Source organism: Chitinophaga filiformis, from assembly GCF_021646545.1.
Classification (GTDB): Bacteria; Bacteroidota; Bacteroidia; order Chitinophagales; family Chitinophagaceae; genus Chitinophaga; species Chitinophaga filiformis_A.
Map to the genome: position 1 here is coordinate 286,394 of NZ_JAKIRP010000007.1, position 24,253 is coordinate 310,646.

General features: G+C 48.0%; 14 protein-coding genes. 5 read left to right on the forward strand and 9 right to left on the reverse strand.

Annotation, left to right across the window (positions count from 1 at the left end; all coding sequences use genetic code 11):
• Positions 1–4: 4 nt before the first annotated feature.
• From L3C95_RS19115 to L3C95_RS19145, 7 genes are all read right to left on the reverse strand, one after another.
• Positions 5–3,220 (reverse strand): GH92 family glycosyl hydrolase, encoded by a 3,216-nt coding sequence (locus L3C95_RS19115; RefSeq protein WP_236390068.1) that lies wholly within the window; start codon positions 3,218–3,220, stop codon positions 5–7.
• A 66-nt stretch (positions 3,221–3,286) separates the two neighbouring features.
• The gene (locus L3C95_RS19120) at positions 3,287–5,242 is read right to left on the reverse strand and encodes a hypothetical protein (RefSeq protein ID WP_236390069.1); all 1,956 of its coding nucleotides are present in this window, start codon (positions 5,240–5,242) and stop codon (positions 3,287–3,289) included.
• Positions 5,243–5,264: 22 nt separating this feature from the next.
• Positions 5,265–7,541, reverse strand: a complete 2,277-nt coding sequence (locus L3C95_RS19125; RefSeq protein ID WP_236390071.1) for an FAD-dependent oxidoreductase — start codon at positions 7,539–7,541, stop codon at positions 5,265–5,267.
• 22 nt (positions 7,542–7,563) lie between these two features.
• Entirely contained in the window at positions 7,564–9,309 is a 1,746-nt protein-coding gene (locus tag L3C95_RS19130) for a sodium:solute symporter family protein (RefSeq protein WP_236390073.1), read from the reverse strand.
• Positions 9,306–11,873 (reverse strand): glycerophosphoryl diester phosphodiesterase, encoded by a 2,568-nt coding sequence (locus L3C95_RS19135; protein WP_236390075.1) that lies wholly within the window; start codon positions 11,871–11,873, stop codon positions 9,306–9,308. The genes L3C95_RS19130 and L3C95_RS19135 overlap by 4 nt, the downstream gene beginning before the upstream one ends.
• Positions 11,874–11,885: 12 nt before the next feature.
• A complete protein-coding gene (locus L3C95_RS19140) occupies positions 11,886–13,385 on the reverse strand; it encodes a RagB/SusD family nutrient uptake outer membrane protein (protein ID WP_236390077.1) in 1,500 nt (499 codons plus the stop codon).
• Between the two features lie 26 nt (positions 13,386–13,411).
• Positions 13,412–16,432 (reverse strand): SusC/RagA family TonB-linked outer membrane protein, encoded by a 3,021-nt coding sequence (locus tag L3C95_RS19145; RefSeq protein ID WP_236390079.1) that lies wholly within the window; start codon positions 16,430–16,432, stop codon positions 13,412–13,414.
• 223 nt (positions 16,433–16,655) lie between these two features.
• Here L3C95_RS19145 and L3C95_RS19150 point away from each other — a divergent pair, with 223 nt between their 5' ends.
• On the forward strand, positions 16,656–17,693 hold the full coding sequence (locus L3C95_RS19150; RefSeq protein ID WP_236390080.1) for a LacI family DNA-binding transcriptional regulator: 1,038 nt from the start codon (positions 16,656–16,658) through the stop codon (positions 17,691–17,693).
• Here L3C95_RS19150 and L3C95_RS19155 read toward each other — a convergent pair.
• Both L3C95_RS19155 and L3C95_RS19160 read right to left on the reverse strand, forming a co-directional pair.
• A complete protein-coding gene (locus L3C95_RS19155; protein ID WP_236390082.1) occupies positions 17,665–18,318 on the reverse strand; it encodes a hypothetical protein in 654 nt (217 codons plus the stop codon). The genes L3C95_RS19150 and L3C95_RS19155 overlap by 29 nt on opposite strands.
• Positions 18,319–18,335: 17 nt before the next feature.
• Positions 18,336–18,974, reverse strand: coding sequence for a hypothetical protein (locus L3C95_RS19160; protein WP_236390084.1), 639 nt, complete (start codon positions 18,972–18,974; stop codon positions 18,336–18,338).
• A gap of 190 nt (positions 18,975–19,164) precedes the next feature.
• On the opposite strand from L3C95_RS19160, the gene L3C95_RS19165 reads away from it, so the two are divergent.
• The 4 genes from L3C95_RS19165 to L3C95_RS19180 all read left to right on the forward strand — a co-directional run bounded on the left by L3C95_RS19165 (position 19,165) and on the right by L3C95_RS19180 (position 24,079).
• A complete protein-coding gene (locus tag L3C95_RS19165) occupies positions 19,165–19,842 on the forward strand; it encodes a hypothetical protein (RefSeq protein ID WP_236390086.1) in 678 nt (225 codons plus the stop codon).
• A 3-nt stretch (positions 19,843–19,845) separates the two neighbouring features.
• Positions 19,846–21,783, forward strand: coding sequence for a hypothetical protein (locus L3C95_RS19170; RefSeq protein WP_236390087.1), 1,938 nt, complete (start codon positions 19,846–19,848; stop codon positions 21,781–21,783).
• Between the two features lie 394 nt (positions 21,784–22,177).
• On the forward strand, positions 22,178–22,762 hold the full coding sequence (locus L3C95_RS19175) for an RNA polymerase sigma factor (protein WP_236390088.1): 585 nt from the start codon (positions 22,178–22,180) through the stop codon (positions 22,760–22,762).
• A gap of 138 nt (positions 22,763–22,900) precedes the next feature.
• Complete coding sequence (locus tag L3C95_RS19180) at positions 22,901–24,079, forward strand: FecR family protein (protein ID WP_236390089.1); 1,179 nt, start codon at positions 22,901–22,903, stop codon at positions 24,077–24,079.
• Positions 24,080–24,253 lie beyond the last annotated feature (174 nt).

Genomic DNA, 24,253 nt, shown 5'->3' on the forward strand with positions numbered 1-24,253 from the left:
CCCTTTATTTTATCTGACTGGTGTTTTCCTGATAAATCGTCTTTACCTCTTCTCCTGATAATGCTGTGTAAAACACCTTCACCCTATCCATATAGCCGTTAAATATCCTTTGAAACGGGAACTCCTCATTCCTTCCCAGCGTCCACCTGTTAGACACGGATAAATTCTCATGCCCCTCAGGTATGGCAAATCCTTTCATTTCCCCGTCAATATATATCTTCAGACTATCACCATCGCAAACGCCTGCAATATGATGCCAGTGGTCCTTCCAGTTCTCTGGTAATTGTACTGTAACGTCTCCTCGTCCCCAGCCGCCGGCAAAGAAGGTCAATGTTCTGCCATCAGATACCTGCAACACATGTGTATCTCCCTTGGTAAAGATATCCACCAGGCCCTTATCTGTGCTTTTGGGATACACCCATGCCATCATCGTAATAGTCGTTCCCATTACATCCAGGCTGCGGGCATTCGGCACCTCTACATAACTATCTTTTCCCAGCAATAATTTACCTGGTTCCTGACGACCACCTCCAAAAATACGCCCATGATTACCCAAACCAGAACTATCCGCTAAAAGACTATCAACTTGTCCTGTTGCCGACAGGTCCAGCAGAATCGCATCTTTGTTGGCGGTATATACCTTACATCTTTCAGCTGCATTGCCAATACTCACCGTATGCCATCCTTCTTTTGATATAGAGAACTGCCTGGAAAGCGTTTTTTCCTGTCCCGGTTCCAGGGTGATCTTTTCTGTCATCAGCACCTGCTTATCCAGTTTTAGCGGAAGCTGGAAAGTACGGGCGATCCAACCCGTATTCTGTACAGTAAACACCACCTGTTGCAGTTGTCCTTTCCTTACCAGCGCCTGCAAGATCAGACTTTTTATCTGCGGACGCTCAGGCAAGGGATGATCCGGTTTGTTAACCTGTACCGTCATGGCATGTTCTCCATCCAGTGTGAGATGTGCATTACCCGGGCGATAAAGGCGACAAGGGATAGAGTCAGTCACTGTTATTCCCTGCCCTACCATACAATGCCTATACGCATATACTTTTCCATCTACCAGCAACTCTACCCGTTTTGTACCAAGACTACGTTTATTCTGCACGGAAAATCGTACATAGAACGGCTCATCAGGCAACACATTATTCTTAGACACCGACGGCTGCAGGACCTCAAAATCTGCCCTTCCGGAGCTGTCCCTTACCAACCACTTGTTAGCAGGAGATGCATCCATGTCAAACAACATCTCTCCACCTTGCGCGATGAGCGCATGCGGTATACTGATACTGCTATAAGGACGATGATTAACGCTCAGTGATTTTATATAAGGATATTCGCCATGTGTACGCTTTATCACAAAATCCCTGCCGTTGTGCAGGTGAATACGCAGCGTATCGAAAACAGGAACGCCAATGGTATATTCCGGTAATCCGGGACATATAGGATAGATCCCCATGGCACTCAGCACATACCAGCTGGAAGTGGACCCCAGGTCATCATTTCCCGGTAATCCGCCGGGTGTTGCCTTAAACCTTGTCTGCATAATATTCCGCACCCACCACTGTGTTTTATGCGGTGCATTAGCTGCATTAAAAAGATAGGGAACATGGAATACCGTCTCATTATCAAATGTAATATGGTCCCGGCTCAGGGCTGTATCCAGGCGTTCTGTGAACAGTTTGTCTCCACCCATCAGGTTCACCAGGTCTCTCGTATGCTGCGGTACGAAATAGGAATACACCCATTTATCACCTTCCTTGTAGCCTGTATTGCCTGGCGCCAGCTTAAACTCATGCTCCTGTCGCGGTAACATGAACAGGTCCTGCGAATGAAATAGATTGCGGTACTGGTAACTTCTGTTCATCAGCAGCTGCTGATCATGGTCATTATGCATCACCTGCCCTGCAAACGCTGCAAGCGCCCAGTCATCATAAGCATATTCAACGGTGCGGGTAACAGATTCAGGATAAGAGAAAGGGATATATCCTTTTTGCTGGAATACCGACAGATCGTCTTGTAGAAATGGTGTATCCACAATGCTCTTTTTCATAGCGGTATATGCCACTGCACTGTCAATACCCGGTACTCCCTTAAGATATGAATCCACGATAATAGGCACAGAATGATTACCTGTCATACTCTCGATTGGCAGATGGCCTGTCTGTTGATAAATATCCAGCATAGACAACACCATATCCCGCTGCCTCTCCGGATACAATAGACTCAACAAAGGATGCAGGGAACGGAAGGTATCCCATGGAGAGAAACCACCATATGCAGCGCGGCCGCTCACCCTGTGCACCTTTCTATCCCGTCCGCGGTAATTACCGTCTACATCAGAGATGATCCAGGGCATTAACATCGCGTGATATAAAGCTGTGTAAAAGATGGTCTTATTGGCTTCGTTCTTATCAGATATATCAACCACTGACAGCACCTTTGCCCACTGCTGCCGGGTGTCCTGCCTTAGTTTATCAAAACCCACCGCTCCTTCAACAGCAAGGTTCCTTTCAGCACTTTCTTTACTTACGTCTGAAACACTTATGCTCAGGATAATTTGCTTAGGCCTCTCCCCCGCTGCAAATTTCACCAGGTATCCGCCCTTTACAGGCTGCTTCTCTGTAACAGATTCACTAAAATGGATGGCTGTATTGAATGGCTCACTATTACCTATGAATATCTGTGGTACACTATGTGCAGGAAACGTAAAACGGAACATACCTACGCGCTCACTGGCCGTAGCTTCCACAAGTGTATTATTATCTCTGAACAGCACACTGTAATATCCCGGAGAAGCTTTTTCATCAGCATGCGAAAATGCCCGTTGATAGTCCATCGGATTGAATGCATTACCACTCGCCACCGGCATCACCTGCAGCGCTCCGGTAGACCCGCTGGGGAAACCACTGTTATGCAGTATGCAGGTGAAAAAGCCAATCGTCTTTTTACTGTAATCGTATCCCCTCACATTTCCACTTCCCATTTCCGGCGTGAGTTGCATAAATCCCCAGGGCGCTACAGCACCGGGATAGGTTCCCCCCTCACTTCCCCATTTGGTGAACACACTGCTTTTGGCAGTGCCGATAAAAGGATCTACATAATCAACAGGCCCCTTTTTCTGCGCTGACAGCTGACTGCCTGCAAAAAAGCACGATACGATTGTCCACCCGATAAATACACTGATACGCCTGACGTTGGCAGAGAAGATTACATTCACAGTTATATGACTTGCTTCTCTTAAAAGTAGACATATTTTCTTGTTAAAGAAATATATTTATCCCTGTCACCACTTCAGTGCCAGCTGCCGTTCCAGGAAACCATAGCCATAACCAACCGTAATGCGGTCATTTTTGCTGACAGGCACGGCGCCGCTATCCAGTACTAATCCCTCACCATTCGTTCGCAGTTTCGCTTTGAAGGTCATACTGTTTTTTTCCGCTACCGCGGATGCTATGCCTTTCTTTACACCATTCACATAGACGGTAAGCGGCAAGGTATTACTGTTCGTCACCGGCGCCTGCCAGCTGACATACAAGCCGTCATTTTTCTTCTCCAGGGCCTGCGGACGGTTGTCATACCAACTCAATACGGCAAGACTCATATTCCAGGCCGTATTATGATTCACCCATCCTTCCAGGTGCCTGTCTTTTCCCAGCGGATTGAAAGGATACATTTCCGTTCCCGGCAGGCAGCTGATGGAACCACGGGATAGTTCCAGCCTGGCACATACATCCTCCTGGTAGCCTTTCGGATACCCTTTGGATATGCCGTTGAAGCCCCTTTCCGGGTGATGGGCCGCATGTACGTTCAGCGGATTGCGGCCATACAGGTTATCGAAATGCGCGAAGCCGATCTGTTCCAGCCGCTGTTTCTTTGGGGCATCTTTTATAACGGATGCAGCCAGCAATGCGGATGCAGGAAAACCGGCCACATTGCCCACCTCATTGAACTCTGGCACCGTCCAGTTATTGCCCATGTCATATCTCCTGAAATCCCAGGCATTATCAGATCTGCTGATCACAATGTCCGTCCATTCAGCAATTTTCTTCTTCAGTCCAGCAGGCGCCTGATCGCCGTACTGTAACTGGTACATGGCCATTCCTGTCATCAGCATATGCTCACTCATCCGCTGACCCTTTGTTACCATCGGGTCTGCCATTGAAAGAGAATCGATCATCCAGGTAACCTGTTTGCTGGCAGCCTTCATATAATCAGCCGCTTCCGGCCATTGTTCCCGTTTTGCTACCTCGTACATCAGCAGATTAGGCAACACAGAGAAACCCGGTGCATGCCGTCCCTTGGAAGTGCCTATCTCCCGCTGAATATCCAGCAGTCCCACCTTTGCCCAATGCTGCCGTGTAAACTGTAACACGTTCTCATAAAAGTTATGGGAGAACCATTTATCGAGATAAGGGTAGGCATACAGGAAGAAAGCCAGCTGCGCCAGCGTTTGCGGATGTAACTGCCGTGGCAGCGGATCCTTACTGGGATCCCTTGTTTCAGGATTCACCATGTAATAACCCACTCCCCAGTGCAGGTCCATGATCACATCTGGTATGCGATTGCCAACAGGTTTTTCAATAGTGGTAAAATACTTCCTGGCCGCCTCCATGGCTGTTTCATCGTTGGGCGATTTCACCAGTTTATAGTCAGGACTTAACACGATTGCCTTCAGGCTATCATAGGAAATGGTGGCAGGCATCGCGTCATATACTGCCGGATTGGAGAGATACATCCAGATCAGGGAAGGGATCTCATAAGAATAATAAGTACCATCCCTCCACGGACAACCACCATACGCGGAATGATGTGTTCCCGTCACACTCCGGGTATCGTTCATAAACCATACGGAGGGATTCAATCCCTCTTTCTCTATCAGGTAAGGCGCTACCCGGAAAGGATAGGATACTCCTTCCGGCAACGTTCCGCCTTTTACATGCACTACATATAACTGTTGATTGGCGGCCGGCCTGAAAGCGCTAAAATCGCCCACTCCCCTCACGGTTTTCCCCTTGTACACCGGCGTGCTGCTACCTGCGGCGGTGATGTAAAAATCAGCCGTTCCTTCCATAGCTGTTGGCGCCGTAAATCTTTTAGGGGCATCACTGTTGTAGCCGGTCTGGCTCACACATACCCAATGCTTATCAGGATGAAAAGTAGTATCCTGTGAATAGACAACTGTTGCTGTCAGCAGCTGTATGCTCATTATTCCAAAAACTGATCTGAGTTGCTGTAACATAAATATTGGTTAACATGATTCGTTAATAACATCTTATTGCAAACATACCCGGCGGCGTACCACCATGCGTGCTTTTTAAATGCACCGTCAGACTATCCGTTTCCAGCGGCGCTTTCAATACAATACGCTGTAATGACTGATGATTGTCCGTCACTTTTATCACCGGCTCCTTCTTATCATTACAGACCACAAAGGTGTCCACACAAAAGGGCATCGCCCTTTCAGGATGATGATAGATGACGTTCTCCATGGGATGATCAAAGTCGGTATCAAACACCAGTTCTATCTCACGGATCGTCTTCTTTTCAGGCCAGCTGAGGGTTAGCTTAGGATCGGCATCTGCTTTGTCCGCCAGCCAGATATTCGGCTGATGCGTAGGGCGGTTCACACCGTTCCTGACATGTTCAGCGCCAAACAAAGCAATACCTGCAGGAATATCCATCGCCAGGTTCTTACCTGCAGGACGCCGTTCGGGGCACCAGAATTCAAATGCTTCCACACCGATATCTTCAGTAGGGGTCTGTGCGCCGTAGTTGGATACCGCAGGATTGGTTTTATTAAACACGGCGATAATACCACTGATCCGCTCACTGCTGCTACGCAGGCTTACCACCTCATTCTTCATAAAGCAGAGGAAGATATAATTGTCATCCGGTAATACTGCATCAAAAGACAATGTCACTGCCTGTGCCCCTTTCTTCAGCTGGATCACCAGTTCCTGGAGGATGACATCCGGTGTATGATGCACCTGCCTGCTGCTGGTGCGGAGAGACACCTCCAATGCCGTATCTTCTTTCGCATCCGCATACACCGTCACAGATGGTATACTACCCGCCTTTAAAGGCAGCATCTGCCCCATGGCGGCATTCAGGTGAATGCTGCTGCCATCAGAAGGCAGCTCACGTAATACATATTCACTGCTGGCTGTTATAACAGCGTCCCTTACCAGATCACGCTTGTCAGTGGGAGCTACCAGCGGGATATGTTGTCCTGCCCTGATCAGTCTTGACTGCAGTTCAAGCAGCCATTCTTCCTTCAACAGCTGCCGCGGATGTACATCATATTGCCGGCACAACACCGCGGCCATTCCCACCGCCTGTGCGCCGCAGGCGCCTGTACCCATTACCCGGCTGGACCCAAAGGCCACATGTGAAGCGCTGATGATACGTCCGGCCAGGAACAGGTTGCTGATATTATGACTATAAAAACAGCGGTAAGGTATCTGGTAGATACCTTTGCTGTGCCACTGATTACAGGAAGGTTTTTCACTGAACACGCCATCCGCAGGATGCAGGTCTATAGACCAGCCCCCATAGGCCACGGCGTCATGATGCGTACGCTGTTCGATGATGTCCTGCTGCCGCAGCATATAATCACCTTCAAAACGGCGGCTTTCCCGCTTGCCCGGTATCTGCCCTACCCATTCCAGCGTCATGGTCTCCGCTTCCGGAAAATGCCCGGAGTTCTTGATATAATTCCAGATGCCATACACTACCTTCCACAGCTCCCATTTGATGGTCTCCGTTTCATGCACCGTATCCAGTCTTCCGCCATATTCTATCCACCACAACTGACAACCATGGTCCTGGCTGTTGATGCGTTTGTACCTGGGAATGGCGGTAATATCTTTCAATGCATAGGCGGGTGGAACAAAGACGGTAGGACGTCCGGTATCTTTTGTATAAAAATACAGGGAATGCCCCAGCAGCTCTCCATATTCAGCAGTAGGCGCGAATTTCTCTCCAAACTCCTTCTCACTTTCTGCGCCCATTCTGAAGGCTGCTCCCGCCAGAAAACCGATAATACCATCGCCGGAAGCATCACAGAAGAGCGGCGCTTTCAGCTCATATAATGTGCTGTTCTGACTACAGAATGCTTTTACATGATCGATGATATCAGCATTCTTTTTCGTCACTTCAAATACGGCTGTATTCAGCAATAACCTGATATTGGGTTCACTGCTTACTTTCTCCAGCAGGATGGTATCGTAGATCAGCGGATTGCCATCAGGGTTCCGCCACATATTCTCCGTCATGATCTCGTCTGCCACACCACCTTCTCTGGCCCAGCGGTTATTGTTGCCCATATGTGAAGTAGCGCCCAATACCCACAGTCTTACTTCGCTGGAAGAGTTGCCTCCCAGCACAGGCCTGTCCTGTACCAGCACTACTCGAATGCCTTCCCTGGCGGCGGTAATAGCACAGCATACACCGGCCAGTCCGCCCCCTGTGACTATCAGATCTGCATCATACTGATATGTCCTTAAATGCCTGCCTTCGCTGGCTTGTTCTTTCATCATACATTTCTTTTTTGACTCCCGGTTAACAGGATGACGCCACATCATTATTTTCTATCGCGTGCGTCCTTTTGAGGATATGTTTTTCTCGGTTATTGAGCCTTCGTATAGCAATTAGCGGGACCACAGCCGTGATCAATACCACAGTTGCAATGCTTCCCACCAGCATTTTCCCGCTTGCCGCCAGTATACACAGGATGTACAACAGTAAAGCTGTAAATGCCAGCGCAAAAGCGATCACCCGCAATCCAAATAAGTTCTGCCTGCGGATAGCGCCTGCTTCCTCCGCCGACTGTTCTGCTGCTTCTTTCCGCTGCTGCTGGCGGAATAAGCGGTACTGTAAATAATCATTAGCAGGCGCTTTCCCAACACTCAGTATAAATTCATGCACCACCAGCATAACAACAGGCAGCACAACACCCAGCAGCATTTCCTGCGAGCGGCTTAGCTTCAGTGTTGTTATAAACGGTACTACAAACTTGAAGAGCAGGTTCACTGCCAGACAAATGCCGGAGATGATAAATGCTGCCTTCCCTGTCAGTTTTTTAGACATCAAAGCCCACAGTGTCGGCAGTAATGTTGGTCCGCCAGTAATCGCAGCAATACTCAGCACTACTTCTATCATGCCGCCCACCGCAGGCACCAGCAATGCAATGCCAATCATGCCAAGGCCCAGCAGCAGGCCTGACATACGTGCCATCCTGATCAGCTGCTTATCAGAAGCATGCGGATTGATCACGCCCTTATAGATGTCATTGGTGATGACGGCAGAGGTAACATTCAATGTTGTATTCGCAGTAGCGGAAGTAGAAAAATACATTCCTGTCAGCATTAGTCCCATCAGTCCCGGGGGTAATACCAACCGGCATACTTCCAGGTAGGCATTCTCTGTATTCAGGCCACTTAGCGCCGGGTTAATGCTTTTGTAGATCATGGGCGGCAGCATCCATATCACAGGACTCACCAGGTAAAGCGCAGCGAACAGGAATGCCACCTTCTTCGCAGCCGTAGGCGATTCCACGCTGGTATACCGTTGTACAAACGTCCAGTTCCCGCCGATATAGCTGATATGATACAATGCAAAAGCTGCAATGAACCCAATGGTATATTCACCGTTGATGATGGAGAAGAAATCAGCCGGTACATTCTGCGTAAACCGCTCCCAGCCGCCTGCCGCATCCAGCGATAAAGGCAATACGATCAGCACAGCGGCGGTCAGTATCACAAACTGCAGGATGTCTGTCACCATTACCGCCCATAATCCGCCAATAGCAGTATAGGCAATCATCATCAGCCCCAGTACAATTGTGCAGGCAGTTAAAGGAAAGCCCAGCGATACACTCACCAGCTTTGCCACCGGGTACAACACAGCTCCCTTATTGACCAGCGATACGATCAGGAAAGTATACACATAGAATTTCTGCACCGGCGCACCTAATCGCTGGCGGATAAACTCGGCAGCAGTCAGCGCCCCTGTCCTTTTCCACCGCGGCGCCAGCAGGAAAGCCGTGATAATTCCTCCCAGGCACATCGTCCACTGGATGGTAACAGACACAAACCCGTATTTATAAGCAATGCTTCCCCATGCCACAAAGGTGCCGGCAGAAAAGAAACTCATAAAGAGGGACAGTCCCCCGATGAACCAGGGCACTGCTTCCCCTCCTGCAAAGAAGGATTTCATGTTCCTTCCCGTACGGGCAAACAACAATCCGATGAACAGCACAAAGGCCGAAAAAACGAATATGACAGTAGTATCTATGGTCGACTTCATAATAAACTGATCTCAAGTATTTTCAAGCCAAATGCAGGAAGCTGCACCTGCCATTCCGGGCCGGTAAGCTCCGTTCCTTCTTTCTCACCTGCTTCATCCAGGATGCTGGCAGTAAGGCCTTGCCCCCTCTTCACTTTAGCAGCGTCAAACTGTACCGACGTTTGCTGCGCCTCATCATCATCATTCAGCAGCAGAATATATATTTTGTCATTTGTTGTACTCATTGTAGTGATATAGTCTACCTGCGGATTATTCACCTTGAGCATACCGTCCGGCATATACAGGCGGACGCCTTTACCGAATATCTTTCCCGGCGCAAATCCGTAACAGGTATGCGGCCCTACTTTGGGTGTAATAAAACCCCTGGGAAAACTGATAGCACCTTTACTGCGGAGGTTTATCTCCGATACCAGGTAATCCGTCAGCAATCCTACCTGCCACCAGGCATGATGGGGATAAGGACCAGCGCCTGCATTCATGGTCTTCCAGTAATAAGATGCCACACTGGTTTTCTTATCTATAAAAGCATCGCGCCCCCAGATGGCCGCGCGGGCCATGTTGATGAACAGGGAATCTTGCGTGAGGGCAAAAAGACGTACAAACATACCTGCATGACTCGCCAGCATAATGGGCCCGTGCAAATTAGCTGACCCCAGACTGCCACCATGTTCAAAACTCAGACCCGCCTGGCTGATCTGCCAGTCTTCCCATTGCTGTCCCCTAACTATCTTTTTAGCTGTTGAAGGGATAGGGTGCGTGTACACAGACGCAGTATATATCCGCGCAGCGGCAATAGCGGCATTTTTATACCGTTCTTCGCCGCAAAGGTCATAGAGATCGAGAAGAGCTTGTACGGTCTGTCCGGTGGCAAAATCGGCCACAAAACGGGCATCTCCGCATACTCCGAGGAAGGCTCCCTTGTCAACGCCGGCACGTACCAGCCAGTCTGCACCTTTACGCGCTGCTGCCAGGTACTTTTCATCCTTCAATATCCGATAGGCCACCAGCAGCCCATAGAACGTCGGCCTCAGATCGGGAATATCCGTAAACACAGCCTTTGTCGTAGCGCCATCATACCCTACTTCCCAATGACCATCCTCATGCTGCCATTGCAGCAACTTATCCGCCCCCAGGCGCAGCCGTTCCCGCAACAACTTATTGTCAGGCTCAAACAGCAGTATATTGCCCATGTCCAGCATAGTATAGTAGGTCAGGGCGATAGGCTCTACATAAGTGCCCCATTCTTCCGTAAAACGCTGTCTCTTCCACAGGTAGTACTGCCCCACAGCAGCCCCCTGGAAAAAGCCAGGTTCTGCCTGTTGCTGCGCCAGTTTAAAATTCAGGGCTGCCGGCAAACGCTTTTGCAGCAGCACACTGTCGCCCGTGATAGTTGCCAGCATCCACATAGCGCCATAGTCGGAATTCTTCATAGCATCCCCGCCGGAACCAACTACACCGCCGAGATAAGCCTGAGCGCCGATCTCCAGCCCTTTATAGTTGAAAGTATGCCACATAGAAGTACTGTCATTGTCCAGGTAATGCAGCATAGCCATGATCCTGTCAGATACAGACTGCTTCGTTGTTTTTAGCTTCAGCTGATCCGGGAAACGGTATACATCATTCACAGCATGATTGTACACTGTGTACCAGTCTGCCGGCTGTATGGTATACCTGAAAGAGAAAGTACGTTGCTCTCCCGCGTTCATGTATGAACCGGTTTGTCCCAGCACAGGATGATAAGCCACCGGCGTATACTCGCCCGCCCTGTTCATCACCGACAGGCCAAGCTTCCAGAGATTGTGTGTATTCTCCTCTTTCTCCCAGGGGTCGCGCCCTGTTCCCGGATCAGGTATGACAGCCATCGTGATACCGTCTTTCGTCACCAGCGGACTTAAAGTACTGGCGGTACGTTCCCGGAAAATGACCGGTTTATCAGGAATCCCCTGTCCATAACCATAACTCAGCACGAGATCAGTTTGTACCGTATTACTTTGAAAATACCCTGGTATCATGGCAAAATCAGGCCGCTTGTCTTTCACCGTTGCCAGTGTAGGCGTTGCGATCGAATAGTAGCCCGAACGCTTTGCTGTAAGCGTGATATCGACCAGTATATCATGATGAAATTGCTTATCCAGCTGCCATTGGGCGCTCAGCTCCCAGTCTTTGGAGCTGGTAGAAAATACCAACCCATCTGCCCTCTTCTCAACTTTATCCGGATAAAAACGGATAGGTGTACCAGCGGTGTTCATAGCCACCGGTCTTAAATTACTCTCCCAGTTACGCACCAGGTAATTGTATTCCTTCAGGGAAAAACCACCGGGATGGGTATCTGCATAACGCAGGTCAGGTGTACTGTCGGGCTTACCCGCACTGTATAACAACAGGTATTCGCCCGACAGATTGGTAAGCCCCCTGCCTTCTATGTTAAGACCATTCAGCCGGTATCCGTTTTTTGTATGTATCCATTCCAGCGATAGCTTATCGTTCTGCAGCCGTTGTTGTGCGTAAATACGCTGTCCGCCGCAGACGATGATCGCACTATAAAACATTACTATCCATCTCATGCCTGTTTCATTTTATTGCCATGCGGGATTCTGTTCCAGCAGATTGTTAGCATTTACTTCCGTTTGAGGAATAGGAAAATATTGGTTCCTCGTCTGCGGATTTCTTACACGATATACATCATTGACAGCAGTGGGAATAAGCTGCCGGAAGGTATTGGTCCGCGAAAGATCATACCAGCGGTCGCCTTCTGCAAACAGCTCCCAGCTGCGCTCCTGCAATACCGCGGCGACGAACGCATCACGGTCCAGTCCTTCCGTCAGTCCATCCAGTCCTGCACGGGCTCTTACCCTGTTGATATACTGGTAGGCATTGGCATTAACGCCATTCTGCCTTGCCTCCGCTTCCGCAGCAATGAGATATACATCCGCCACTCTTAAGATGGGGATGTTGGTGCTATGCAGACCACCAACAGAATTGCGGTCAGCATATTTCTTCACCAGCACACCATGTGTTGTAATAGGTGTAATGTTCGCCTGACGCACTGTCACTCCCTGTTTGTTGACATAGTTGGTATCCAGCAGCCCTCTCCGTTTATCTCTGGGATCAAATGAATCGAAGAAAGCCTGGTAAGCAAACGCCGATCCGTAAGAAGTAGCGCCATACGCCGGACCGGCACTTCCCGGCGGACCATACAAACTCATGATCTGTGAGCTGCGGCCATTGGTAACAGACTCCGCCTCGAATGCCCACAGGTTTTCCTTCCGCGCGGCATCTTCACGGGTAGCGTCATATACATCCATCACATTATCCATCAACCCTATGCCTGTAGTACTATTCAATACCTTCTGTGCTTCACGCAGTGACAACGCCCAGTCCTCAGCATAAAGCGCCGCCTTGGCATATAAAGCCGCAGCGGCTTCCTTACAGGGACGGCCTTTTATCAGCGATCCACTATATTCAGGCAGATTCGCTTCAGCAGAATCAAGGTCCTGGAAGATCTGTTTGTATACATCTGCCTTAGGACTTTTAGCAACATAAGCATCATCTATTGACTGACTGGCCTTGATACGGATCACAACGTCGCCAAAGTTCTTAGCCAGAAACCAATGGAAGAACGCCCGCAAAAAGTAAGCCTCTCCCAATATGGCTTTCTTGCGCGCTTCATTGCTCATCTTAGTATTAGGCACTTTAAGTAATACCCAGTTGGCATTTTCAATACCTGTATAACAGTTGTTCCATATATCAATAGGCGATTCGTTGGCTCGGCTGTAGCTCACGACCGCACTATACTGCGGATCAAAACTGAAAAGCGTGTAAGTATCCCTGCCCACCACCGGACGCGGATATACCTGGTCTGCACTGAAATCGGGAACAAGCAACGCCGAAGGACCAGCATACAGATCGGCCAGTTCATTATATACTGCTGCCAGCGCCGCTTCTGCATCTTCTGCCGTCTGATAAAAATTCTCTGTATAAATCGATGAATAAGGTGTCTCTTCCAACTTGCTGCAGGAAAAACAAGAGAAGGAGAATAGAGAGACCACGCTATATCGTAAAAGTATATTTCGCATGTTGAAGCTTTTTAAAGAATGAAATATCAGAAACCCACCTGTAGTCCCAGCAGGAAAGACCGCGCAGTAGGATATACCAGGTTGTCCACGCCTATCTGTTTATTCGAGTTGCCGAATGTGTTCACCTCCGGATCAAAGCCGGTATAATCAGTAATAGTGAACAGGTTGTTGGCACTTACATATACCCTTGCTGAACTGATATTTTTGATCTTCGGTAAACGGTACCCTAAGGTGATGTTCTTGCAACGCAGGAAGGAACCATCTTCCATGAAACGGTCTGTCAGCGGGATACGCCCACCCTGGAAGCCACTTACATATTCATTACTGGGATTAGTGGGCGACCAGCGGTTCACGAGTGCCTTATACATGTTCCTGCTGCCTAGCGGGTTTTCGAAGGAATAACGTATAAGATTGTACACCTTATTTCCCTGTGTACCGGCAAAGAAAGCACTGAAATCAAAACGTTTAAAACTCAGGTTAGTAGAGAATCCATAGATGAAAGAAGGATTGGCATTGCCTACAATCTCCTGATCGCTGGCGCTGATCACCTTATCGTTGTTGAGATCTCTTACCTTCACTCCGCCAATACGGCTACCAGAGCCTTCCAGCACAGTTTCATTCTGCTGATAGATGCCATCAAATACATAAGTCTTGAACAGGCCCAAAGGTTCTCCTACTCTCATTACCTGGTAATTGCTTACCGCATATTCTGTTAGTCCGCCGTCAAGTCCCGTCAGTTTATTCCTGTTCAGGGAAATGTTACCCGCCACAGACCATCTTACCGTTTTATCAAGAATGATAGCGTCCATTGACAGCTCTATGCCCCTGTTTTCCAGGCTTGCAAAATTGCCCGTCACTTCGCTGTACCCTGAAGAACCTGGTAATGTCTTCACAAAAAGCAGGTCGTCAGTTTTCTTATGATAGATATCTGCAGTAACGTTTACACGGTCATTCCATAATCCCAGGTCAAAACCGAAATCAGCCTGCAGAGAACGTTCCCATTTCAGGTCTTCATTGGCAATACCAGTGGGTCTGATACCGGTTATCGGCGAGTGATTAAAGTAATACATACCGGTAGTGCCCTGTAGGGAGAGCGATTTATACGCTTCAATAGCACCGGCATTTCCTGTAAGACCATAACTAAACCTGAATTTCAGATTGCTGATGGTATTGCTGCCCTTCATAAAAGGCTCTTCTGAAGCGCGCCATGCAATGGCAGCTGCAGGAAAGAAACCGTATTTATTGTTCTTACCAAACTTTGTAGAACCATCTATACGGGCGATCAGGTCCAGCAGGTATTTATCGCGGAAACCATAGTTGATACGTCCCATATAAGAGTCCAGCCTGTCCCTTGAACGGCTGCTGCTCACAGTCCTTTCAGTGGCCAGCTGCAGGGCTTCATTGACGGTGGCATCATTGGGAAATTTACTGGCATTGATGGTATTGGTATTGCTGCTGTTAGCCTGTGTGGCAAACAGACCTGTCACTTTCAGTGAATGATCTTTTGCAATACGCGTTTCATATGTAATGATGCTTTCATGCAATAAAACAATCGTGTTTGCATTTGTCTTCGCCGCAGAACCGCCACCCGCAGCCAGATCACTGCTGTTCATAATGGCACGTGGAGAATAAAAATCGTTCAGCGACCCTGACAACACCGGGTTAAAGTTAGCACGGTAGGTCAAGCCCTTCAAAGGACTGATCTCTGCATAGATATTTCCCAGTGTCCTGTTGATCTTATCCCTGTTGAGGATCATGGACGAGCCGATGGGATTTGCGACTTCCCGGTAACGGCCATTCTCCTGATCACCGAAAGGCCATATTCTGCCGTCTTCCCGGTAGGGCTTTAATGTAGGCGGAGCACCCATGGCCGCACCCAGAATGCTCTGGGTAACGGCTCCTGCATCGATACTGGTAGCCCCCGTAGGGATGACGTTATTCACAACATAACTGGTCAGGATACTGGCGCCCACCCTCAGCAGGTCATTCACCCTGTGATCAAAATTCAGGCGGAAAGAATAACGGGTAAAGTCGGAATTGATCACGACACCATCCTGCTTGAAATAGTTGCCTGACAAGGCAAACTGTGTTTTCTCAGAACCGCCTGCCACTGTCACCTGGTGGTTCTGCATAGGCGCCTCACGGAAAATGAGGTCCTGCCAGTCTATGCCCTCTCCCAGTGCAGCGGGATTATCGTAGATATTTGTTTTGAACACTTCATTTTCCAACGCAGCAAATTCGGCGGCGTTCATCATCTTCATCTTCCGCGTGGTCTTCTGCACCCCGTAATACCCATCGTAGGTCACCGATGTCTTACCTGCCTTACCACGTTTAGTCGTGATCAATACCACACCGTTCGCCGCTCTCGCGCCATAAATAGCGGTAGCCGAAGCATCTTTCAGCACTGCGACAGATTCTATATCATTGGGGTTGATGATAGACAGGGAACTGATATCGTTCACACCACCGGAATTGGACAGCTGTACACCATCCACTACATACAAGGGCTCAGAAGTACCATTGATAGAATTCACGCCCCTGATGCGCATACTGATGTTGCCCCCCGGCGCGGCGGAGTTCTGGGTGATCTGCACGCCCGATACACGGCCCTGTAAGCCCTGTACCACATTGGAGATAGGCGTTTGCTTCAGATCAGCTGTTTTGACAGAAGCGATCGCACCTGCCACATTTGCCTTCTGCTGCGTACCATAGCCTACTACCACTACTTCATCCAGGTCCTTTTTACTGGCCTGCAGCACAACATCCAGCTGACTATTGCCGGCAACAGGTATTTCCTGCGTGACGTATCCTGTAAATGTGAAGACCAGTGAAACATCCGATTGTTTAAGCGGCAGCGAATAAGCGCCATCAGGACCGGAAAGTGTGCCGGTGCTTGTCCCCTTTACCCTGACAGTAACCCCTGGCAGGGCCTCCCCGTTTTCTGCGGCCGTTACCCTCCCTTTCACAGTCAACTGCTGCGAAAAGGCAATTATTGGGAGCAGTAAGATTGGGAAAATTCCCATGAAGTGAATAACATGTTTTTTCATAACTGTGGTTCTAGGTGTTAAGCCGGCATGAAATGAATAGTACCAGAATGCTGTATTTTACCGGCATTGCTACGTAACATGGAATTAATTAGTTCAAATTTTCACAAACAATTTGATGGATCAAAATATTTTCAGCAGTTTTTTCTATGGGAACGGTTCCATTTTTTTGGGATAGTTCCCAAAGTCTTATTTTTATGTCCCCATTCATTAAAATCGTCCACGTATGAAGTCGAAGTACACGACCATAATAGACATTGCACGCCAGTTGAACATCTCCAAATCCACCGTTTCCCGTGCGCTTACGGGTCATCCGAACGTAAAGGAGCATACCCGCAAGGCGGTGCTTGAACTGGCCAACTCTATGGAATACCAGCGTAACTCACTGGCCCTTGGCTTCAGCAAACACACGACTAATACCATCGGCATCATGGTGCCGGAGTTTATGTCTACATATTTCCCGTCTGTAATTGTGGGCGTACAGGATGTAATGCAGGCAGCAGGTTACAATGTGGTGATCTGTCAGCAGAATGAATCGTATGAGTCAGAAGTGTCCAATATGAAGCTCTTGCTATCTTATCGTGTGGATGGCATCATCGTGTCCCATACCAAGGAAACCCGAAATTTTGATCACTTTACATTAGCGCAGCGGAGGGGTGTACCACTGGTTTTCTTCAACCGTGTACCGGACGATATGAATGTTCCGAATGTGGTGGTCAACGACTATGAAGCGGCCTTCCAGGCAGTAGAACACCTCATTGCCATCGGGCGTAAGCGTATTGCACATCTCGCAGGACCAGAATCGCTGGTGAACACACGCCTGCGCAGACAAGGTTATCTTGATGCATTGAAGAAACATGACATCCCTTATAATCCTGATCTTGTGCTGTCGTACGACCTGACCACAGAAAAGGTCAAGATCTATATGAAACACTTCCTCGACCTGGAAACACCACCGGATGCGCTGTTTGCCATCAACGATCCTACCGCCATTGCGGCTATGGAAGTGGTAAAAGCAAAAGGACTAAGGATTCCTGAAGATATTGCCATTGTGGGTTTCAGTAATGACTTCTCTGCACAGCTGGTATATCCCGGCCTTACAACAGTAGCACAACCCACCGCCGACATCGGCCGTACTGCGGCCGAGATGTTGCTGCAGGAATTAAAAGCGAAAGTTAAAAATGATTATACTATCAAGAAGGCCCCTACGGTGCAATTACCAACGAAGCTGATCATCAGGGAGTCGACTCAATGCCGTATTTAATTCCTACTTTTTTGAATAGCGCTTTCAGCATATCCAGCTTCCATTGGCAGTGCTCGCCTAAAGAAATATTTTCGCTGCTTAACCTTGTATTCCGGCATTCAAAACATATTTCAATGAACGCTATTACTTTGCCATTGTTGTCACGAAATAATATTGCATTCCGGGGTATGTAACAACCTGTTTTACTTATGACCTGGATATCTCCCGCATATCCGTAATTGTATAAAATATCCGTTAAAGTATCTATCTGGGCAAGCGTCATTGTCCTGATCTCCCTCATTCCCACAGGGATAGGGATAGGCTTAATCGTATCATTGTCATCCGATAACAGGCCACCATCGCCGATCTGCTCCGGGTTCAGGCGGAAGGTAAATTCACCATCGTCGGTAATCTTCACTAACCCATCGAAGGATATAAGCTGGACCTGAGCAGACAGGTTAAAAGGATAATGCTTTATTCTTGATGCAAATGAAAAATGGGTTTTCTTCGCGCAACCCTCTATATAGACCTTCCTGGGAGGGAGAGGCAGGAGTTTTTTTTGCGCAGAGAGCGATTGTGCGATAAAAAGGAACGCAACGAATAGCCGCATTTTTAATACGCTTAAACGGGGTCTTATACTACTCATGGCTTTTATTTTGATGGTTAACTGTTATCTGTTTCGGGCTCAGTCTCTGCTCTGGGGGCTCTAACTGTTCCATACTCAATCCCCACCTGCCTGAACAGTGCTTTCAGCAAGTCGAACTTCTGTTCGCATAGCTCACCTAATGATATCTTGTTACTGCTTTCTCTTGAATTCTGGCATTCGAAACATAGCTCAATGAATGCGATTACCTTGCCATTGGTATCCCGGAATAATATTGCATTCCTTGGCGAGTAACATTGCGTTACACGCGACACCTTAGGCTTTCCTGCAAAACCGTAGTTGTATAATATATCCGTCAGGCTATCAATCTGTTTAAGTGTCAGCGTCCTGATTTCCTTTATTCCTGTAGAAAAGGTGGTGGTGTCGTCGGTTAACACCGGATCAAGACTAAAGAAGCTGAACTCCCCATCACCGGATAGCTTCACCAGCCCGTCGAAGGAAATAAACTGCACCTGCGCAGACAGGTTAAAAGGATAATGCTTTATTCTTGAAGCAAATGAAAAATGGGTTTTCTTCACACAAGGCACCGTATAAACGCCTGAAGTACTGCCCTCCTCGGGGCCAAAAGGTGATATAGGTTGCTGCGCAAACAAAGATTGTGCGACGAAAAGAAAAAAAAATAAAGCAGGTACTTTCATATATCAGGGACAAATTAGGCCGGAACCTTCCGATTATTAACGCGATATTCAAATATAATCAATAAAACGCAGTAAGTTCCTTGAGAAGCCATGTGTTTGTAGCGTGGGTGAAACCCCGGGACTGCAAAAAACGTAAAAAATACCCAAATACCAGTATATTAATTCTCCCGGCATTAGTTAACTTTGCCATATGTTTAAGAACGTGCGTTTTATTATCCCCTTGTTTATTATCTCCGTTTTATTGTCATCATGTTTCGAGATCGTTGAAGATGTAACAGTGAAAAAAGACGGTAGTGGCAGTATGAAGTTGACCCTGAATTTAAGTCAAAGCAAAACAAAGATCGGGGCAATTATGCTGATGGACAGCATTAACGGTTATAAGGTTCCCAGCCGCAATGAAATAGAGGACCAGTTAGAGCAGGCGGCTGCAAGGCTAAAGACCATCAGGGGCATCTCTAACGTAAACCATACTGTCGACTTCACGAATTTCATTGCCAGCATCAACTTTTCTTTTAAAAATGTAGCAGATGTGAACAATCTTGTAAAAGAACTCCTGGCTGAAGCGGACGTAAAGACCAAAATTCCCGTTTCTTACCGGTACGACCGGGAAGAGGCCCGGTTTTCGAAGGAGTATACTTACTCTCCTGATGTCAAAGAACAGTTTAACAGCCTCAAGGAACGGGACAAAGAGGTTTTCCGGACAGCCTCCTATATCAGCATCTTACGTTTCGAAAACACCATCAGCAGCTTTAGTAATCAGGGGGCAAAGATGTCTAAAAATCAGCAGGCTATTATGCAACGACTTCCGGTATCAGACCTGGTGAGTGGCAAAGCCAATATATCTAATCAAATCCAATTATCACGATAGAACATGAAACGATTATTACAATTGGTAACCCTGGTAACCTGTGCCAGTTATACCGCCACAGCACAGGATCTTGCCTATAAGATCCCTGAAAAAGCATTCAGTGTATTTTCTGTAAAAAGCGATCAGCTGTTTAAACTCTACCCCACCGCCGAATTCAATAACAGTACGCTGGGAAAGAAGCTGCTGACCCAATTATCGAAAACCACCGATAAAGATTATAAAAGCATAGAGGACCTCGGCATGAACCTGTCAGCCAACGTCTACTATTATTACCAGTTCACAGACAGTATCAAATATCACGGTGTACTTATACCCCTTGCAGACAGCAAAAAGATAGACGTACTGTTCGCCAAGCAGGCTGACAGCATCCAGAAAGTAAATGGTGTGAATATCCTGCCTCGTCCCAAAGACAAAACAGTGATTGCATGGAATGAGCAGTTCCTGTACCTGACGTATGGCTCTGCAGCCAATTACTTCCTTGCTGATTCTGCCAACGCCGCCAGGTATGGTATACCTGTGTTGTCAGGCGATGACTACTACTATTACGACGAAAGGGACGATGAACACGCTGACGCAGTTACCGCACCGGCAATAGATACTGTTGCTGTGGAAGATGTTCCGGTTGCAGCAGATACAATGACCTACCCGGATAGTGGTGTAATAGAAGTGCCTGCCCCTGCCCCCGTTGAAAGCGTGCCTGCTATACCAGAAGTATCTTCAGAAGAAACATCCGCAGAAGAAGCAGGTGCTGAAGATATGCAACCATACCGGGAGAGGAGGAGAATGATGGACAGCGTTGCTACCATCTGGCTCACCGCCTCCACACAGCAGATATTCGAAAAACGCAATACAGATCCTTCCATTCTGAATAATCCTGGTTATCTGCGCAGCGCGGACAATAACGCCGTTGCTACATTCTGGATGGCTGATCTGCAAGACATTTATTCTTCATTCCTCCCTTACAAGCTGTTGAAATATGGCAACATCATGCGTGGTTACGGTAACGTCAACGCCCGGCTGTATATGGGAAAAGAGAATATTCACCTCACCAGCGAACTGGGACTGGATGCAGAGAAATCAGCCATTTATCAACAGATATGCGATCGTAAGATCAACAAGAACTTCCTGAAATATATCAAGAGCGACAGCCTGATCGGATTCATGAGCTATTCTTTCAATACAGAAGCTTACATGAACGAAATGCCGAAACTGCTCCTGCAGTCTTATGGTAGTAACAGGTATTCAGAGGAAATGGCGTTCGCGGCCGATTTGGTGTCTGTCATGCTGGATGAAAAAGCGATCGCCCAGGTAGTAAAAGGGGATGCTTTGTTCCTGCTGACGAACCTCAGCCGGAAACAGGTTACCTACCAGACCTATAACTACAATGAGGAAACGTTTGAATACAAGGATACTGTCATGACCAAAACAGAAACGCTACCCGATTTCCTGTTTATGTTCTCTTCCGATGATACCCGCCTGGTGGAAAAGCTGCTGAACTATGGTATCAAAAAGGAGAAGATTCAGCTCAATAACGGCATCTATTCCATCGCCCAGATGAGAAAGAATCCGTTTACTATGCATGTGCTCATCAAAGACGGTATCGTATTCCTTGGCACCTCCCTGCAGGACCTTACCCAGATCCACGACGGCTCTTTCAAAGGCAACCTTGACAAACAGCACAAAGAGCTGCTGACAAAGAACAACATCGCCCTGTTCTTTAGTCCAAAGAGTCTCGGCGCCAAAATACCTGCTAAGGAACTCGACGAAACAAATGAAAAGATCAGTAAACTGCTGGCCGGCGCCGGAAATGTGTACCTCACTTCCGCAGGATTAAAAGATGGCTATATCTCCGGAGATCTGACCGTCGATGTGCCGAAAGGAGAGGAAAATGCACTGAAATACTTCCTTAACCTCATTGAGGAAATGGATAAGATCAAATAGTGCAACTTCGGGATTAAAGTGACCTGACCCGCCTTATTTGAATTGAGGGTCTATAAATGATAAAATTCACTCCTGAATGCCTTTGGGAAAAAGACTTTCCCAAAGGCATTTTTCTTTCTGTTCCTCCTGGACAGGACAATGTCAACTCACCTTTCATCCTGCCATTTGTAAGAAGAAATAGTACACCGTTGGTACCGAATTACATACTATAGGCTTCACCGGTCGATGGAATAACAAACGGGTTTAATCGCTGTGAATCTATAACAACCATCAGTATGAAAAAGATGATGCTATAGGGGACGCTATTTGTAAGGACCATCACATGCCGGTATCTTCTTCTCCTCAATTAAATCCAAAACTTTTGTATTTTCCCGATCCAGGGGAACTACTTAGCATGCACGCCCATTCATACAACGATAAAGAATTATTCCAGTTAATCTCGGAAGGCGACGAAAATGCCTTCCGCCAGCTATTCCATCAATACGTTCCCGAGCTGCAGCCGCTGGCCCGGCATATCACCAAAACAGATGCTGTCGCAGACGACATTATCCAGGAAACATTCCTCCGGTTATGGATCAGCCGGGATAAACTGCCCACGATAGAAAATCCCCGCTCCTGGTTACTGAAGATCGTTTTCCATCAGTCGTTCAGCTACCTCCGGCGGCAGGCAGTGCATGACAAGGCAATGAACAAACTGGAAGAAGAACAGGAACTATTCACCCCGGAAACCAATCTCGCCTACACGACCATGGTGAAGCTGATAGGGGAAGCAGTGACGCAGTTACCACCGCAGGCAAAACGAATCTACCTCCTGAGCCGCGAAAAAGGCATGAAAATTCCCGAGATCGCGGCAGCGCTGTCACTATCCCCCAATACGGTGAAAAATTCCCTTGTAAGGTCCCTGCAAACCATCAGAAAACACCTCGAACAGGCAGGGCACCTCCTCCCTTTTCTCTTGCTGTGGTTGCTGGAACTTTGACCGGTAAACTTTTTTTTACAATCGATAGGTCCTTTTTCACCACTTACGCGTCTGTTGATACGAAGGCCAGTTGTTCCGGGGGGAACATACGACCACGTTCATGAGAAAGAACCACGTTAAAAAACTGATATTCAGTACATGACCGACCGTTTAACATACCTGGTTACACAGGTGTTACAGCATGCTGCTACGGCAGATGAGCTGCAGGAGCTTTCCGATCTGCTGGAAGCTGATGGAGATGGTGTCATTTCCCGGCAAATAGAGGCATTATTAAGGCAGGATATTGGAACGGGTAATATACCATATGATCATGATCACTGGGACGATATAGCCAGCAGCATTTTGGCGGCCGACAAGCCCGCACCTGCGCCGTTAGTGCCCATCCGCGGCAATGGCAGATGGCGTTGGGGCGTGGCTGCCTGCGTGGCTTTATTATTAGCGACCGGCGGTGTCTGGTACCTCTTACAACATAAGATTGTCAGGCATATTGCCAATGTAGAGCAACAGCAACGCCACTCAGATATTCCACCCGGTGCTGACAGAGCCACCCTTACACTGGCCGATGGTACTGAAATTCCTTTGGATAGTGGCACACAACATACATTGGCAAGACAAGGCAATACTATCATCAGCAAACCCGGCAACGGCCGGCTGTCCTATCAGTCAGGGTCTGTCCTATCCCGCGAAATCCCTCCCTACAATACCCTGCGCACGCCAGCAGGAGGCCAGTTCCAGCTGCAACTACCAGATGGCAGTAAGGTATGGCTGAACGCCGCCAGCAGCCTGCGCTACCCTGTTGCTTTTACCGGCAATGCCAGAACGGTGGAACTCAACGGGGAAGCCTATTTTGAGATCGCCGCCAATGCAAAGCAGCCTTTCATTGTAAAAGCAGCCAATACCGACGTGCAAGTGCTCGGTACGCAGTTCAATGTGATGGCCTATGAAGATGAAACCAGCGTTAAAACCACCCTGCTCACCGGCGCTGTGAAAGTGAACGATAAACGGCTGCACCCCGGCCAGGGCGCAAGTATCGACAGGCGGAGCGGCGCTTTGTCTGTGCAGGAGCATGTAAATACGGAAGCAGTCATTGCGTGGAAAAATGGCCTTATACAACTTGAAGGAGAAGACATCCATGCCGTTATGCGGCTCATTGCCCGCTGGTATGATGTCCGCGTAACATACAATGCACCTGTGAATGCCCACTTCAGAGGTATCATTCCCAGGAATGTACCCTTATCGCAGGTGTTAAAAATGCTCGAAATGACAGGAGAAGTACACTTTACAGTAGCAGATAAACAGATTATTGTTTCACCATAAAATTCCACCTTATAAACAGCCTATAAATAGCATGAACACCTGATATCCTTTTACCATTGTCTGAAAACAAGGAACCGGAAGCGTCTGGATCACCTCCGGTTTGTCTGGGTTTTTAAGCACAATTATTTACAGCAATTATTCTTTACTTACCCAAACCATACAAAAGTATGCAAT

What these genes read in the sequence shown, in the direction of transcription:
- L3C95_RS19155 (WP_236390082.1), bottom strand. Translation starts at nt 18,318, where the DNA reads ATGAGTAGTATAAGACCCCGTTTAAGCGTATTAAAAATGCGGCTATTC.
- L3C95_RS19160 (WP_236390084.1), bottom strand. Translation starts at nt 18,974, where the DNA reads ATGAAAGTACCTGCTTTATTTTTTTTTCTTTTCGTCGCACAATCTTTG.
- L3C95_RS19180 (WP_236390089.1), top strand. Translation starts at nt 22,901, where the DNA reads ATGACCGACCGTTTAACATACCTGGTTACACAGGTGTTACAGCATGCT.
- L3C95_RS19125 (WP_236390071.1), bottom strand. Translation starts at nt 7,541, where the DNA reads ATGATGAAAGAACAAGCCAGCGAAGGCAGGCATTTAAGGACATATCAG.
- L3C95_RS19130 (WP_236390073.1), bottom strand. Translation starts at nt 9,309, where the DNA reads ATGAAGTCGACCATAGATACTACTGTCATATTCGTTTTTTCGGCCTTT.
- L3C95_RS19145 (WP_236390079.1), bottom strand. Translation starts at nt 16,432, where the DNA reads ATGAAAAAACATGTTATTCACTTCATGGGAATTTTCCCAATCTTACTG.
- L3C95_RS19175 (WP_236390088.1), top strand. Translation starts at nt 22,178, where the DNA reads ATGCACGCCCATTCATACAACGATAAAGAATTATTCCAGTTAATCTCG.
- L3C95_RS19120 (WP_236390069.1), bottom strand. Translation starts at nt 5,242, where the DNA reads ATGTTACAGCAACTCAGATCAGTTTTTGGAATAATGAGCATACAGCTG.
- L3C95_RS19140 (WP_236390077.1), bottom strand. Translation starts at nt 13,385, where the DNA reads ATGCGAAATATACTTTTACGATATAGCGTGGTCTCTCTATTCTCCTTC.
- L3C95_RS19170 (WP_236390087.1), top strand. Translation starts at nt 19,846, where the DNA reads ATGAAACGATTATTACAATTGGTAACCCTGGTAACCTGTGCCAGTTAT.
- L3C95_RS19150 (WP_236390080.1), top strand. Translation starts at nt 16,656, where the DNA reads ATGAAGTCGAAGTACACGACCATAATAGACATTGCACGCCAGTTGAAC.
- L3C95_RS19165 (WP_236390086.1), top strand. Translation starts at nt 19,165, where the DNA reads ATGTTTAAGAACGTGCGTTTTATTATCCCCTTGTTTATTATCTCCGTT.
- L3C95_RS19135 (WP_236390075.1), bottom strand. Translation starts at nt 11,873, where the DNA reads ATGAGATGGATAGTAATGTTTTATAGTGCGATCATCGTCTGCGGCGGA.